The organism is Aridibaculum aurantiacum, assembly GCF_017355875.1.
In the GTDB taxonomy this organism is placed as follows: domain Bacteria; phylum Bacteroidota; class Bacteroidia; order Chitinophagales; family Chitinophagaceae; genus Segetibacter; species Segetibacter aurantiacus.
This window is the reverse complement of sequence record NZ_JAFEWC010000004.1, coordinates 66631-80844: the sequence shown is the minus strand read 5'-3', so window position 1 is coordinate 80844 and position 14214 is coordinate 66631. Positions and strand designations below refer to the sequence as shown.

Annotated in this window: 10 protein-coding genes; 8 read left to right on the top strand and 2 right to left on the bottom strand. The window is 42.5% G+C overall.

Features of this window, described 5'->3' with window-relative positions:
* Positions 1–9: 9 nt before the first annotated feature.
* Positions 10–348: a hypothetical protein gene (locus J4N22_RS18615; RefSeq protein WP_207497087.1), complete on the bottom strand. Its 339-nt coding sequence runs from the start codon at positions 346–348 to the stop codon at positions 10–12.
* 3 nt (positions 349–351) lie between these two features.
* On the opposite strand from J4N22_RS18615, the gene J4N22_RS18610 reads away from it, so the two are divergent.
* Positions 352–1734 carry a DEAD/DEAH box helicase gene (locus tag J4N22_RS18610; protein ID WP_207497086.1) on the top strand — a complete coding sequence of 461 codons (1383 nt, stop codon included), beginning with the start codon at positions 352–354 and terminating at the stop codon, positions 1732–1734.
* A gap of 47 nt (positions 1735–1781) precedes the next feature.
* Here J4N22_RS18610 and J4N22_RS18605 read toward each other — a convergent pair whose 3' ends face one another.
* Positions 1782–2513, bottom strand: coding sequence for a GLPGLI family protein (locus J4N22_RS18605; protein WP_207497085.1), 732 nt, complete (start codon positions 2511–2513; stop codon positions 1782–1784).
* Positions 2514–2644: 131 nt separating this feature from the next.
* Here J4N22_RS18605 and J4N22_RS18600 point away from each other — a divergent pair, with 131 nt between their 5' ends.
* The 7 genes from J4N22_RS18600 (at position 2645) to J4N22_RS18570 (ending at position 14165) form a co-directional block, all read left to right on the top strand.
* Positions 2645–4372 (top strand): sensor histidine kinase, encoded by a 1728-nt coding sequence (locus J4N22_RS18600; RefSeq protein ID WP_207497084.1) that lies wholly within the window; start codon positions 2645–2647, stop codon positions 4370–4372.
* A gap of 39 nt (positions 4373–4411) precedes the next feature.
* On the top strand, positions 4412–5107 hold the full coding sequence (locus J4N22_RS18595; RefSeq protein ID WP_207497083.1) for a response regulator transcription factor: 696 nt from the start codon (positions 4412–4414) through the stop codon (positions 5105–5107).
* 209 nt (positions 5108–5316) lie between these two features.
* Positions 5317–6180 carry an SdiA-regulated domain-containing protein gene (locus J4N22_RS18590; RefSeq protein WP_207497082.1) on the top strand — a complete coding sequence of 288 codons (864 nt, stop codon included), beginning with the start codon at positions 5317–5319 and terminating at the stop codon, positions 6178–6180.
* On the top strand, positions 6177–9815 hold the full coding sequence (locus J4N22_RS18585; RefSeq protein ID WP_207497081.1) for a BamA/TamA family outer membrane protein: 3639 nt from the start codon (positions 6177–6179) through the stop codon (positions 9813–9815). The genes J4N22_RS18590 and J4N22_RS18585 overlap by 4 nt, the downstream gene beginning before the upstream one ends.
* 9 nt (positions 9816–9824) lie before the next feature.
* Positions 9825–11036 (top strand): Pycsar system effector family protein, encoded by a 1212-nt coding sequence (locus J4N22_RS18580; protein ID WP_207497080.1) that lies wholly within the window; start codon positions 9825–9827, stop codon positions 11034–11036.
* Between the two features lie 13 nt (positions 11037–11049).
* Positions 11050–13095 carry a polyphosphate kinase 1 gene (gene ppk1, locus J4N22_RS18575; protein ID WP_207497079.1) on the top strand — a complete coding sequence of 682 codons (2046 nt, stop codon included), beginning with the start codon at positions 11050–11052 and terminating at the stop codon, positions 13093–13095.
* A complete protein-coding gene (locus J4N22_RS18570) occupies positions 13092–14165 on the top strand; it encodes an adenylate/guanylate cyclase domain-containing protein (protein ID WP_207497078.1) in 1074 nt (357 codons plus the stop codon). Before ppk1 ends, J4N22_RS18570 begins: the two co-directional genes overlap by 4 nt.
* Positions 14166–14214 lie beyond the last annotated feature (49 nt).

The window sequence follows — 14214 nt, the reverse complement described above, 5'->3', positions numbered from 1 at the left end:
ATTTTCGTTCTACCCTAGCAGCGTGTTGGCGTTAATAAGCCCATCTATTTCAGCAGGCGTCTCTTTCACCTCTATCCCAAACTTTTCAGTGAAGAAAAGCTCTGTCACTACCTGCCCGTCATCGCGCTGTTTTGCATAGTAGTAAAGTATCTGGTTGGCATTTACATGCACTGTAGTTCCTGCCAAGTCCAGGCGTATCATCACTGGTTTCATTGTTTGTTTTTTTAGATAGGTATAAGAATCAGGCCAATGCGTGTAGGCTAATTCTTTGATAAATACATCTTGCTCCTTCTGCCTTACCTTCTGCTCCTGTGTTTCTATACGTATATTTGGCATTATTAAATACATATTTTGAAGTTTACTGAATTTGGTTTTGACGAACGCCTTGTAGAAGGCATCTATTATACAGGATTTGAAGATGCTACACCGGTACAAGAACAGGTGATCCCTCACATCATGGAAGGCAAGGACATAATAGCCTCTGCACAAACAGGTACTGGTAAAACGGCAGCTTTTCTTTTGCCGCTCATTCATAAGATCATCTCCATGCCGGAGCATGAACACATCAATGCACTTATCATCGTTCCTACACGTGAGCTGGCCATACAGATATCGCAGAACCTGGAAGGTTTATCTTATTTCACCCCAATCAGCAATATTGCAGTGTACGGTGGTGGAAGCGGAGCATCCTTTGTGCAGGAAAAACAGGCACTTTCAAAAGGTGCGGATATAGTTATCTCTACACCGGGCAGGCTGATTGGCCACCTGGCTATGGGTTATGTAAAACTGCAAAAACTTGATTTCCTGGTGCTGGACGAAGCAGACCGGATGATGGACATGGGCTTCAATGATGATATCATGAAGATTATATCATTCCTGCCCGCAACCCGCCAGACGCTACTTTTTTCTGCAACAATGCCTTCGCGTATTCGCGAGCTTAGCCGCAAGATCTTGAAGAACCCGGTGGAGATCAACATTGCTGTTTCGGCTCCGCCTAAGTCTATTCACCAACAGGCTTACGTGGTGTACGAAAAACAGAAGCTGCCGCTGATCAAGCATATACTTTCTACCACCAGCTACAGTAGCGTTCTCATATTCTGCTCCAAGAAGCACAATGTAAAAGACCTGACGAGGCTATTGAAGTCGGCCAAACTTTCGGTTGACGAGATACATTCGGACCTGGAGCAAGATAGGCGCGAGGAAGTGCTGGCAGCATTTGCTAATCGCAGGCTGCGCATTTTGGTAGCTACCGATATCTTGTCAAGAGGAATAGATATAGACAATATAGAGCTGGTAATAAATTACGAGGTGCCCAACGATGGCGAAGATTATGTGCACCGGATAGGTCGTACTGCAAGGGCGCAAACTGACGGTGTCGCCATTACATTTGTGAACGAGCTAGAGCAGCGAAAGTTTCAGAGAATAGAAGAACTGGTAGGCGAAGTAGAAAAGCCACCAGTGCCAGCTGATTTTGGTGAAGCTCCAGCTTATGAACCTGTTGCTTACAGAAAAAACAAGAGACCTAACCAGCAGTTCCGGAACCCGCGGCAAGGTGGAAACAACCAGGGCGGCGGAAACAGGCAAGGCGGCGGTAGCGGCCAGGGTGGAAACAATAGGCAAGCTGGGAACAACAGGCAGGGAGGAAACAACAGGCAAAACAGTAACAATAGACAAAGCGAAAACAACAGTCAACGAAGAAACAATCCGGGTGAGGCCACTCAGCCCACCAGCTAAATTAAAAAATGGCAGCCTTAGAATTGGCTGCCATTTTTCTTTAATCACTAGTTCATTATTCTTATTACCCTGTTGCCTCCGCCCTGGCCAGGACTGCCATACATTTCTTGCATAAGTTTGGCAAATTCTGCACGATTTACCTTTTTACCCTTAGATGGTTCCTTCAGTTCTTTAGCATTTACCTTATCTGACACCGCTGTAGCCACATACACTATTTCATCATTATTGATGTTTAGCTGCAGTATAGCACCTGGCAAACTTGCAAATCCTTCTGGTCCGGCAGGGCAAGGTATTGCTTCGGTATACCACGCCTCCACCTCTTGACCGCGTTCTGTTTTACGTGTAGCTTTTTTGCAGCTGTAGTTCAGTATGGTTTTTGTTTCATCCGTTAGCTTCCATGGTTGCTGGCGTATGGTATCTTCTATGATATAAGTTTTAGCACCCAATTCCCGGCTTTCTATAAACCGTTGATTGCTGAAGTTGCGATATTGCTCGCCTTCACCGGCAGACATTCTAAACATAACTCTATTGCCGCCGCCATCGGCAAATGGGTCCGGAGCTTCTTCTTCCTGCACAGCTTTATAAATTGAGACACTGTCGCTAAACAACAACTGGTGTTTGCTGGTACGAAACTGTGGCATCATCGCCTTCATTTGCTCATCTTGTATGCGTCGGTGCATATCCATCTTTCTTTCATAAAGAATGGTCCCTTCTTTTACTTGGGCAAGCAAAGTATGGCTGCAGAGTACGGCAGTAATAGCAATTAGTATCTTTTTCATGCGGTAAAATTTTCTTGAGCAAATGTAAAGTGGCAGCCATGGCAGCAGGGTTAAGTATGGTTGCAACAAGGTTAATTAAGGTTAACGGCGGGAGTGAATGCTTTTGGTTTCGGCTACATTTGTTTTTGTACATGACAGCGCAGCAAAAGATACATATAGCACGGGCAATGATGGTGGCTACCATCCTGCTGATAGTCGGTTTCCAGGTTTACTGGATATCGAGGCTATACAATGATGAGAAGAGCGCATTGCAGCGGGAGGCTGATGTGGTGTTCAGGGAGGCCGTTTACAAAGTGCAGGTGGCAAATTTTAAAATGGATACAAGCTTCTTTGAGCAGGCGGGCGAAAATCTATTTAATGTAGAAGCAATCAATGTGATGAAACGGAAGGCTGTGGCCTCCGGTAAAAAAGGTGACACGCTACCAAACCAGGTGATAATTCAGCTAAAAGATCCGCAGCAAAATGAGGTAAAGAAACTGGGGATAGATACTGTACCTGCGGCTGCTCATTTCCAGATAACAAAAAGAAATGTAGAACCAGGAAACCAGATGCGGGTAATGTACAGGCGGTTGGAGGGAGATTCATCGCTGGTGAAAAATTCGGATTCGCTGTTACAGGAGGTGCAAAAACGGATACTTGAAATGCGTGCTAACGGCGATACGATCACAAGGTTTGTGATGAAGCATACGCAGGAAGTACAGCCACCAGAACCAATAAAGACTATTGAAAAAGCACCTGCAAAAGCCACCATACGTATAAACAATATAGCTCTTAAGGAAAGCGATGACCAGGCACAAGATGTATTAAAGAAGCCAGCTCAGCCGATAAGAATTTTTACCACTACAGCGTTTGCTGATACACTATCCATGGCTAAATTGGATTCTGCCTACCAGTTAGAATTATCAAAATCAGGCATCAAAGTGCCTTTCAACATCATTAAGTACAAAGACAAAAAGAAGAATGAGATAATAATTGACTCCACTGTACTTGCTACTTCTCCCGTGCCTGTTGGTATGGTGAAACCTAATTTTTACCAGGCGCAATTTAACTCCTTCACGCCATACCTTTTCGGGAAGATCGGCCCGCAGATGGCACTCTCGATTTTGCTGGTTGCTTTTACTGTCGCAAGTTTTATAGTAATGTACAGGAACGTACTAGCGCAGCAGCAGCTGGCCGAAATGAAGAACGAGTTCATCAGCAACATTACCCACGAACTGAAAACACCTATTGCTACTGTGAACGTGGCGATAGAGGCCATGAAGAGTTTTAATGCGCTCCATCATCCGGAACGGACAAAAGAATACCTGGATATCTCTTCTTCTGAACTGCAGCGGTTGTCGTTGCTGGTTGATAAAGTCCTCAAGCTCTCCATGTTTGAGAAGAAGGACGTTGAACTTAATATAGAGCGGGTTGATCTAAGGCAGCTGGTGCAGGAAGTGTTGGGCAGCATGCGGCTTCAATTTGAGAAGTGCAAGGGCCAGGTAAGCTTCAATACCTCAGGAGAGAATTTTCACCTGGAAGGAGACCGGCTGCACATCACCAGCGTTATTTACAACCTGCTCGATAATGCTATTAAATATTGTAAAGAAGACCTGCAGGTAGAGGTGGCAATAGAAGCCAAGGAAGAAGTTGTGCAACTTATGGTCAGGGACAATGGGATAGGCATACAGCCCGAGTTTAAAGACAAGATATTTGAAAAGTTCTTCCGCGTGCCGATGCACAACAAGCACAACATTAAAGGCTATGGCCTTGGCCTGAGCTATGTGGCTCATATAGTGCAGCAGCACCGTGGTTCTATAAAAGTAGAAAGTGTGCCGGGAGTAGGAAGCTCATTCGTCGTTCAGTTTCCTAAAGTTTAATAGTAGCATCATCAGAAAAAATACAAGAAACATCAACCCATGCCAGTCATAAAAGTTCTATATGTAGAAGATGAAACCTTTCTGGGTAAAATAGTAAAGGAAAGCCTGGAGATGAGAGGGTTTGATGTGCTGATGGAGGAAGACGGGGCAAAGGTGGTGCAATCTTACAAGCAGTATAAGCCAGACATCTGCGTCCTTGATGTGATGTTGCCAAACAAAAACGGGTTTGATATAGCCGAAGAAATAAGGGAGATAGACGAGGACGTTCCTATTATATTTTTAACCGCAAAAGTGCAGACAGAGGACGTGGTGAAAGGTTTTAAAACAGGCGGCAACGATTATATCCGCAAGCCTTTCAGCATGGAGGAGCTCATTGTTCGGATCGAGAATTTGCTGCGCATCATTAATAATGGTAATGGCGCAGCAGAACCAGTTGCAGAAACTGTAAAAATTGGCCGCTACCAATATTTCACCAACCGGCAGGTGCTTACTTTTGGTGATGAAGAAAGAAAGCTTTCTTACCGCGAAAGCGAGCTGCTAAAGTACCTGTGGCAGCACCGCAACAAGGTGATTGACCGCCGCGAGATACTAAATCTTCTATGGGGTAATGACAGTTTTTTCAATAGCAGGAACCTGGATGTATACATCACAAAGCTGCGTGGATATTTTAAAGATGATCCTTCGGTGGAGATATTAACCATGAAAGGGATAGGCTACCGGTTTGTCTTAAGCTGAGCCCTTCCGCAAGCAATTTTCTTTTACATAGTATTGTTATTCAATATTTTTCAGCTTTTCCTACACCCGCTTCTACTGTAGAAAAACTTCCCCAACACATACATATTTAGGTTTTCTTCCTGTCAAAGCTGCTAAGAATCAGCGCCGCATTGGCGGCAAAAGATTTGACTTTATAAGGTGCAGTTACAGCTGCCGGAATTCATATGCCTATGTGTAGATTTTTGAAAATAGCTAACCTGCTGTTGCTTACAGGATGGACATTATTGTCGTCGTGCAATATGCTGAGCGGTAAACAAAAATACCCTGATATTGCTGGCTACGACATCCACACACCAGTAGTAGTAAGTTTAAAAACAGAGCTGGACGAAATATCGGGAGTGGTTTATTATCCTAAAGACACCAGTGTTTTTGCCGTGAACGATGAACTGGGTCTGTTGTATAAGATTTATATAAGGAATAAAGTAAGAATTGAAAGCTGGCAGTTTTCTAAAGATGCTGATTACGAAGACCTGGCTTTAGTTGATAGTACCTTTTACGCATTACATAGCAACGGCAATCTTACCCGCTTCAGAATATATGCTTCAGATTCTTTGGATGTAGAAGAACTTAAACTGCCGGTAGAAGGCAAGAATGAGTTTGAAACCTTGTACTACGATAGTGCTGCCAACAAGCTGGTAGTGATCTGCAAAGATTGTAAATCGGATAAGAAAGAGGTGACTGCCTATGCTTATGATCTTGACACGAAATCCTTTAGTGCTTCGCCTTATTTCACCATTTCTGGCAAACAGGTTTTAGCAGCCCTTAACAGCGAGGAAAAGAAATTTAAACCTTCTGCTGCAGCTATACATCCAATCACACAGGACCTCTACATCGTATCTTCTGTAAATAAATGCCTGGTGATAGCAGAACGGGATGGTAAAATAAAAGATGTTATTCCCCTTGATCCAGCACGGTTCAAGCAACCTGAAGGTTTAAACTTCACACCTGCCGGTGACATGCTTATTTCTAACGAAGCAGCAGAAGTAGGTGCAGGTAATATTCTCATTTTTAAAAGTAAACCATCCATTCCATGAAGAAACTTGCCGCCGGTTTAGTGAGTATGTTCTGTTCTGCCATATGCGTAGCACAAGCAGATACCATACAGGCAAGATTGGTATTAATAGGCGACGCTGGTAAATTGTTCAATGGCAAACAGCCGGTGATTGAGTCGGTGCGGAAGAATATAAACCTCGACAAAAAGACAACCGTTCTATACCTGGGCGACAACCTGTACCTGGATGGTTTGCCTGATGAGCAGGACCTGACTTACACGGAACTGCGTGCTGTACTAGATACACAGGTACAGGTAAACAGGGGAACAGCTGCACGTGTTTATATGATTCCGGGTAACCACGATTGGAACAATAGCAGCCGCTACGGGTTGCAATTTGTACAGCGCCAGCAGGAACTAATAGATAACCTGGGAGCTAAGCAACGAGTAAGCTTTGAACCAAAAGACGGCTGCCCTGGTCCTGTAGAAGTATCACTTTCTGATGAAGTGGTTTTGATCATGTTGGATACACAATGGTGGCTACACCGTTGGGAGAAACCCGGCATAGAGTCAGATTGTCCGTACAAAACACAAACAGAGGTACTCAGCCAGCTGGAAGACCTGATCGCTAAACATTCGAAGAAGCTGGTGATACTTGCTACGCACCACCCGTTCAAAAGCTACGGCATTCATGGTGGATATTTCCCTTTGAAATCGCACATATTTCCACTAACTGATATAAGGAAGAACCTGTACGTGCCGCTGCCGGGTATAGGCTCTATTTACCCAATAGCCCGCGGTGTGTTTGGTACGCCGCAAGACCTGAAGCACCCTACCTATGTAAACATGGTGAATGCTATATCAAAAGTGGCGCAGCAGCATCCTAATATCATTTTTGTTGCAGGCCATGAGCATAACCAGCAGCTGATAAAAGACTCTACTTATTACTATATAGTAAGTGGCGCTGGCTGCAAGGAAACCCGTGTTTCACCCGGCAGCAATAGTTTATATGTATCTGATACACTGGGCTACGCAGTATTGGAGATCTCAAAAAACAAAAACGTTCGTACCTCTTTCTACAATGTAACGGGTGAAGACACAAGGCTGGCTTATGATTCTAACCTGTTCAATTTTTCGAAATTGCCACCACTGCGTTTCGAGGATACGGTAAGGATCGTTTATGTTCCTTTCAATGCAGATAGCATTACCATTTCTGCCAATCCACGCTACAACAATGCATCAGGATTGAAACGGTTTTTTAATGGTGACAACTACCGTGAAGAGTGGGCAACGCCGGTTCGCTTACCTGTATTTAAAATAAGGAAGCTGGGACTAAAACCTGTTAGTATAGGTGGAGGAAAACAAACGAAGTCGTTGCGGTTGGCAGATAAGAATGGAAAGGAATATGTTCTTAGAACAATAGATAAAGACCTGGAAAAACTATTGCCTGCAAATTTCAGGGCAACGGCCGCCCAAAACTATTTGCAGGATTTTGTTACTACTGCTCATCCTTATTCGCCGGTGATAGTACCGCCACTGGCTAAGGCAGCCAATGTGGTGGTAGCTTCTCCAAAAATCTATTTTGTACCTAACGACAATGATTTTGGTGAGTACCGACAGGTGTTTGCCAATAAGATCTGCTTGTTCGAGGAGCGTGAGCCAGTGGCAAGCCTGGTGGATACAAGAAGTACGGCTAAGGTGATAAGTAAAATGCGGGAGGACAATGATCATACGGTAGACCAGCAGGCCGTGCTGCGTGCACGTTTACTTGATATATTGATCGCTGACTGGGATCGCCACTTTGATCAATGGCGGTTTATAGTAGGAGATACAGGAAAAGGAAAGTTGTACATACCAATTCCCCGCGACCGCGACCAGGCTTTCTCAGTATCCGATGGACTTTTGATAAAAGCTGTTTCTGCTAACAGGATGCCTTTTCTCCAGGGTTTTAGAAAAGACATACGCAATGTAAAATGGCTTTCGTATTGGGCACGCGATTTCGATCGTTTGTTTCTGAATAACCTGGAACGCAATGACTGGCAAAAGGCGATCAGCAATTTTCAGTCGCAGCTTTCAGACCAGGTGATAAGAGATGCAGTGCAAAAGATGCCAAAAGAGGTATATGCACTAAAAGGCTCACTGATTGAAGAAAAAATTCGCAGCAGGCGCGACCAGTTGATGAAGGCCGGGCTCCAGTACTATAACTTTTTGGCAAAAGAAGTGAATATAGTAGGTAGCAACGAGCATGAATATTTTAAAGTAAGTAAAGTAGGCGACCAGGTACAGGTTAGGGTTTACTCTAAAAATCAACAGGATACTACATCTGTTCTTTACGACCGCAAATTTCATGATGCAATTACCAAAGAGATCAGGTTGTACGGGTTGAACGGTGATGACTATTATGATATTGATGCCGATGCTACATCAAATATCAAGATCAGGATAATAGGAGGAAGAGGGAATGACACTTTTGATGTGAAGGGGAACGTGAGGGCTTTGATATATGATCTGGAGACGGAAAAGAATTTTATTAAAAATGGCGCGAAGGTTAGAGAGCGTTTTTCAGCTGAACCTGCCATTCATGATTATTCTCCTACAGGTTACGAGTACAACCGCATCAACCTGCCGGAGTTAAATCTTGGGTATAACGTAGAAGATGGTCCATTGGTAGGTATTGGTTTTTCTAAAACAACCCACAGCTTTAGAAAAGAGCCTTTTGCCACACACCAACGACTGACGTCCCTTTTTGCTGTAAACAGGGGCTCTTACCAGGTGCGGTACAATGGCCAGTTCAACAGGGTGCTTGGTAAAAACGACCTGTTGTTGAATGGCCAGATCGTAAAGCCTGTATTGAACAACTTCTTTGGTTTAGGAAACAATTCAGAGAACGATATACAGCTTGGCAGGCGCTTCTACCGTGTGCGGTACAATTTCGTGGAGGCCGAAGCACTGTTAGGCCGCCGACCTAACTCTGTGCTTACTTATGGTGTTGGTCCGTATTTCTACCACTACTGGAACCGACCACAGGACAACGAGAACAGGATACTTTCTCACCCCGGAATGATAGGGCTTGATTCTGTAAATGTTTACAGTAATAAATCTTACTTCGGTGGACGTTTCATGGCTTTGGTAAACAACCTGAATAACCAGCTTTACCCTACCCGTGGTGTTTATTGGCTTACACAGTTTACTTCAGTAGGTGGGCTAAATAAAGCCAGTGCGCCTGTTACCAGCTTTACTACCGACATGACGGTGTATTCAAGCCTGGCAGAACCAGCTAAGCTTATGTCTGTATTGAGGATTGGTGGCGGCCACATCTTTACCCGCAACTTCGAATATTTCCAGGCTATGAATTTGGGCCAGAACAACTTCCTCCGAGGATTTAGAAAGAACAGGTTTGCCGGCTCTGGTGCTTTTTATACCAGCTTGGAATTACGCTACAGGTTATTCCAGTCCACATCGTACATCTTTCCTGGGGCAGTGGGTGTAGTTGCTTTCAACGACCTGGGCCGTGTGTGGATGCGTGGCGAAGATTCAAAAAGATGGCACAACTCGTATGGCGGTGGCTTTTATTATGCTGCTTATAATGCAGTGCTTATTTCAGCCACTATTGGTTTTTCACAGGAAGAGAAACTTTTTAATTTTTCTCTTGGTACTAAGTTCAACCTAACATTTTAATAACAGAACATGGATTACAATCAGATATATAAGAATGCAGAGCAGTATGTAACAGATATGTACGGCAGGGTACACGATCCTAACCTGGTGTACCATAACCTGCAGCATACTAAAAGTGTAGTTAACAGAACGAAAGAAATAGCTGCACATTACAACCTGGTAGAAAATGATATGGTGGTACTTTATGTAGCTGCCTGGTTTCATGATACTGGCTACTTATTTGAAGAGCCGGCGCGCCATGAGGAAAAAAGTGCAGAATTGATGCGTGAATTTATGCGCATGCAAACGCAGGATGATGACCTGGTAAACACAATTGAAGAATGTATTCTGGCTACCAAGCCAAACAGGAAAGCGGTGAACCTGCTTCAGCAGATTATTTGCGATGCAGATACTTACAATCTCGGCACGAAAGAATTTAATATCACTAATAAATTGGTGTACGAAGAATTCAGGTTGCGGGGCAATGCAGGTAGTAAAAAAGAGTGGCAACAAAAGGCAATTGAGCTACTGGAAAATCACCAATATTATACTACCTACTGCAAAGAATTGCTGACAGAAAAAAAGAGAAAGAATTTAAAGAAGCTGAAAAAAGATCTTAATGAAATTGCTGAAGTAAGTACAAAAGATGAATTGGTAGATAAGCAGAATGCTTTTACAACAAAAGGCATCCAAACAATGCTGAGGCTAACATCAGAAAACCATATGCGCCTAAGTGATATGGCAGATGGAAAAGCCAATATCCTTATTTCTGTAAATGCAATTATTATTTCAGTTATTTTATCGGTACTGCTACGGCGTCTGCAGGTTGATACTTACCTCACCATTCCAACAGTTATATTTCTTGCATTTTCAGTAGTTACTATTGTTGTAGCAATTCTTGCTACCAGGCCTAAAGTAAGTGAAGGAACCTTTAGTGACCAGGACATTATTGATAAAAAAGTGAACCTGTTATTTTTTGGTAATTTCCACCGCACTTCACTTTCACAGTACGAGCAAGCAATGAGTAGGATGATGATTGATCCAACATATTTATATGGATCACTGGTGAAAGATATTTTCCAACTAGGGGTGGTGCTTGCACGTAAATACAAATTGATCAGGTGGGCTTATAATATTTTCATGTTTGGAATTATTATTTCCGTAGTGGCTTTTGGTCTTGCAGTTTTTCTAAATGATGCTGCCGAAGGAACGATAACCAATTCTTCGGGTACACCATTATAAACAATTAATTAAGATGCTTTACAATCGCGACCTTAGTTGGTTAGGATTTAATTATAGGGTTTTGCAGGAAGCTGCTGACAACAATGTTCCTTTATTTGAACGGGTAAAATTTCTTTCTATTTTTTCATCTAATCTTGATGAATTTTTTAGAGTCCGATATCCTTCCATTTTTGCTTTTTCAAAATTAAATACAAAAATACAGGCACAGGTAAGTAATGGATATAATGAAGACGTGCCAGGTAAAATGCAAAGCGAAATAAACAGGCAGCTGGATTATTTCGGACGCATTCTAGAAGATCAAATTTTGCCTGCCTTAAAAGAAGAAGGGATTATCTTTTATTACAAGCAAAAAATACGCGAGGAGCATATTCGTGAAATAAGAGAAATATTTCTTTCGCAGGTACTATCGTTTATTCAGCCTTTATACCTTGAAGGTAATTTCAAACATCGTTTTGTTCCTGAGAATAATCACCTGTACCTGGTAGTAACCATACAGGGTTCTGATAATATCAGCTTGCGACATGCAGTCATAAATATTCCTTCAGATAAATTACCTCGCTTTTTTGTTCTTTCACCTTTGGAAGATTATCAATATGTAATTTTTATTGACGATATAGTCCGGGAAAATTTGAATTGCGTATTTCCGGCTTGCGAAATAGCAGGAACATACAGTATAAAATTCAACCGTGATGCTGAATTGAAACTAGAAGATGAATACAATGATGAATTGCTGTACAAAATTGAGAAGCAATTAAAGAAAAGGGATTATGGTCCGCCTTCCAGGTTTTTATACGAGCAGGAAATGCCGCGAAATGTACAGCTATTCCTTGCTTCAGCATTTGATCTTCAGTTTGAAGAAATGTTTGCCGGTGGCAGGTATCATCATTTAAGTGACCTGGGTTCATTTCCAACTTTTGATAAAAAGCTGAAATACCAAAAGCTAAAACCTTTACCGCTGACGGATGAAATGGATTGTGGCGACATATTCAATATCCTAAATACTAAAGATATCCTGCTGCACCTTCCTTATCATTCGTACAATCCTGTTTTGTCTTTTTTTAACCAGGCTGCAGTTGACACGGCAGTTACTGAAATATATATTACACTGTACCGGGTTGCTGCTGATTCTCACATCGTGAATGCACTGATTAGTGCAGCTAAAAATGGTAAAAAGGTTACGGCATTTGTAGAACTGAAAGCTCGCTTTGATGAGGCTAATAATATAAAGTGGAGCAGGAAAATGCGTGAGGCCGGCATCAAGATCATCTACAGTATGCCGCATATAAAAGTGCATTCTAAAATTGCACTTATAAAAAAGAAAAATGGGCAGGAGGTTGTATCCTATGCTATTCTTAGCACCGGTAATTTCAATGAGATAACTGCACAGTTTTATACAGACCACGTACTCCTTACGTCAGATCCTTTTATCATAAATGAACTGCTGCAATTGTTTAAGTACCTGCAGAAGGAAAACAAGCTTAACCAAAAGCCGCGATTGAAGTTTGATAAACTGTTGGTCTCTCAATTTAATATGGTGGAGCGCTTTGAGAAACTGATAGACCAGGAGATACATAAAGCTTCTATGGGCGAAGATGCATTGATACGCGTAAAGGTTAATAGCCTGGAAGAACCACACATGATAAGCATGTTGTACAAGGCGAGCCAGGCAAATGTGCCGGTTCAGTTGCTGGTGCGTGGTATATGTTGCCTGATGCCTGGCATCACTTCCGTTAGTGAGAAAATAACCGTGAAGAGAATAGTAGACCGGTACCTTGAACATACACGGCTGTTCATTTTTGGAGCAGGTGATAATCCTGAGGTCTTTATGGGATCAGCTGATTGGATGACGCGTAACCTTTACCACCGTATCGAGGTTTGCACATCAATAAAGAACCTGTCGATAAAAAAAGAGCTGGTAGATTATTTTGATATACAATGGTCGGATACAGATAAAGCTGTTGTTTTATCATCTAACCTGGAGCAGCGAAAATTGCAACCCGAAGGTGAGCCCGTCAATGCGCAACGAACAATTTATCAATACTTGCAAAGCCGCATATGAAATCCCTGAAACAATATTTCAATTTCAGCTTTGTAAACAGGTATAGGTTTAAGCTCATTTTTTATATATCACTTTTCTGGACGTGTTTAGATTTTGTGGTACTGCTTACGCGAAGCGAACCTACTTACTACAGCTTTGCATCAGCCATAGCGCTACGTTCGTTTTTATTATTTGTAATGAGCCTGGGTATCGGTTACCTGCTGGTGTTTAAGTTGCGAAAATTATTTACGCGTCATTCGCTCTGGCTTAGCTTTTTGCTTCGCAGTCTTATACTGTTGGTGGCGGCTTATATAGTTAACTACCTCATTCATGCAGCCCACATTGTTTTCATCCTAGATCTTGGCGTTGTAGAAGCATTTCATCGCTATGGGCAAGATGCATTTCAGCCTGATTGGCTAACGCAAAAGATCATCTACTGGATGGGGCTATTCTTTATGACGCAACTGGTACTGGAGATAAATGAAAAGTACTCGCCGGGCGTGTTCATGGATATATTGATCGGAAAATACATCGAGCCTAAAATTGAGAAACGTATTGTTATGTTTCTTGACCTGAAAGATTCGACGCCTATCGCCGAGAAACTGGGACACCAGCAATACTTCAAATTCATCCGCGATTTTATTCACCAGATATCGCATGCTATCATTGAGCATGGTGGAAACATTTACCAATACGTTGGCGATGAGGTAGTGGTGTCGTGGGTGAACAATAAGAAGAATGCAAAGCGTTGTATGGCGGCATTGATTGAGGCTCGTAAGAACCTGCAAAAACACAACGAAGACTTCAGGCGGAAATATGGAGTTATTCCTGAGTTTAGGGTAGGTATACATGTAGGTGATGTAACAGTAGGAGAGATAGGCGTAATCAAAAAAGATATTGCCATGAGCGGCGATACTATGAATACTACGGCACGCATTCGCAGTGCTTGTAGCGAGCTAAACCAGAAGTATATTATTTCGGAAGAAATGCGTGAGCTTATAGATCTGAAAGCCTGGCAAACTGAAGCATTAGGCATGGTAGAACTAAAAGGAAAAGGCAATGGCCTGGAGCTCTTTTCTTTGAAGATCTAATAGGTGTTTGCTGGATGTATTATATGGCATGATATTTTAAAAATTTACT